Source organism: Micromonospora sp. KC721 (assembly GCF_004348355.1).
Classification (GTDB): domain Bacteria; phylum Actinomycetota; class Actinomycetes; order Mycobacteriales; family Micromonosporaceae; genus Micromonospora.
Genome location: NZ_SMJY01000387.1, coordinates 1 through 1,444 on the forward strand (window position 1 = coordinate 1; position 1,444 = coordinate 1,444).

General features: G+C 77.0%; 2 protein-coding genes. Both read right to left on the reverse strand.

Features of this window, described 5'->3' with window-relative positions; all coding sequences use genetic code 11:
* Positions 1–2: 2 nt before the first annotated feature.
* On the reverse strand, positions 3–872 hold the full coding sequence (locus E1182_RS30530) for a hypothetical protein (protein ID WP_132271190.1): 870 nt from the start codon (positions 870–872) through the stop codon (positions 3–5).
* A 67-nt stretch (positions 873–939) separates the two neighbouring features.
* Complete coding sequence (locus E1182_RS30535; RefSeq protein WP_243706511.1) at positions 940–1,383, reverse strand: winged helix-turn-helix domain-containing protein; 444 nt, start codon at positions 1,381–1,383, stop codon at positions 940–942.
* Positions 1,384–1,444: the final 61 nt, after the last annotated feature.

The following is a 1,444-nucleotide window of genomic DNA, read 5'->3' on the forward strand; positions in this document are numbered from 1 at the left end:
GGTCAGGGGCAGGGGGTGGAGGCGGCCAGGCGCAGTTCGTCGCCCGTGGCGTCGGCCAGGACGACCATCGGGCCGCGCCGGTAGGCGTACACCTCGGGGGCGTCCAGCAGGGTGGCGGGATGTGCGGACGAGAGGGCGGCCAGTGGCCAGAGGCCGGCCAGGTCGACCGGCGCGGGACCGGCGGTGACCAGGGTGGTGGTCGCCCGGCCACCGGCCGGGCAGGCCGCGCTCAGTGACTCGGCGGACGTCGGGGCGGACCGTCCCAGGGCTCGGGCGGCCTCGGTCACCGCGTCCAGCGGCGGACCGCCGGCTCCGAGCGGCGGTGCCGCGTACGGCCGGTCCACCGGGCGGCAGCCGGTGTCCGCCTCGAACTCGATGCGGCCCGCGCCGGCGGTCCGCCCCTCGACCACGACGAACTCCCCGGCGTCGGCGCGCAGCCGGGGCCCCGCCGAGCCGGCCCGCACCCCGGCCCGCCAGCTCGCCGGCAGCCGGTCCGCGACCCGTTCCAGCAGCGCCCGCTCGTCGCCCTCGGGCACAAAGACCGTCACGCCACCGATCAGCGTCGCGCCGTCGGCCATCGGGGTCACCCGGCAGCCCGGTTCGTAGCGGGTCGCGGCCAGCGCCCACGCACCGTCGCCGATCGCGGCGACCAGCTCACCGACGGCCCGCTCCACGACCGGCGCGGCCTGACCGATGCTGCGCTGCTCGCGCACGGTCGGTGGATCCGTCCGCACCGACCACCAGGTGAGCGCGCCCAGCAGCACCGCCCAGAGCACGGTGACGGCCAGCAGCCAACGCGGCCACCCCCGCCGGGGGGTCGGCTCGGGAGGACCACTCGGCGGGGCCCACCCCGCCTGGACAGCACCGCTCACCCGGCCATCGTGTCACGGGCCCGCCGCCGGCCCCGGACACGCCCCGGCACCGCGAGGCGGCCACCGACTACACCCCCGGCACCACGAGTCGGTAGCCGACGCCGCGCACCGTCTGCACCTGCGGGCCGTCGGGCAGGACACGCAGCTTGTGGCGCAGCCGCTTCACGGCGGAGTGCAGGATCGCCGCGTCGCCCAACCAGGTGCCGCCCCAGACCGAGGCGAAGATCCGCTCGTAGCTCCACACGCCGCCCGGAGTGCCGGCCAGTTGGGCGAGCAACTCCCGCTCCAACCGGGTCAGCGACAGCGGCTGCCCCCGCCAGGTGACCAGGTGCCCGGCCGGGTCGACGACGAGGTCGCCGCAGCGTGCCGGCGGAGGCGACGGATGTTCTTCCTCCGGCACGGCGGGCCCCGGCGACCCGAAGAGCATCGCGCGCAGTTCGGCGAGGTCCGCGCAGAGCACCACCGGCCCGAGGTCGTCGAGCCGGCGCACCACCCGCTCCCGCACCGACACGTCCGCGCTGACACAGACCACGAATCCCATGCCGACACCGGTCACACGCCCTCCCCAGGCC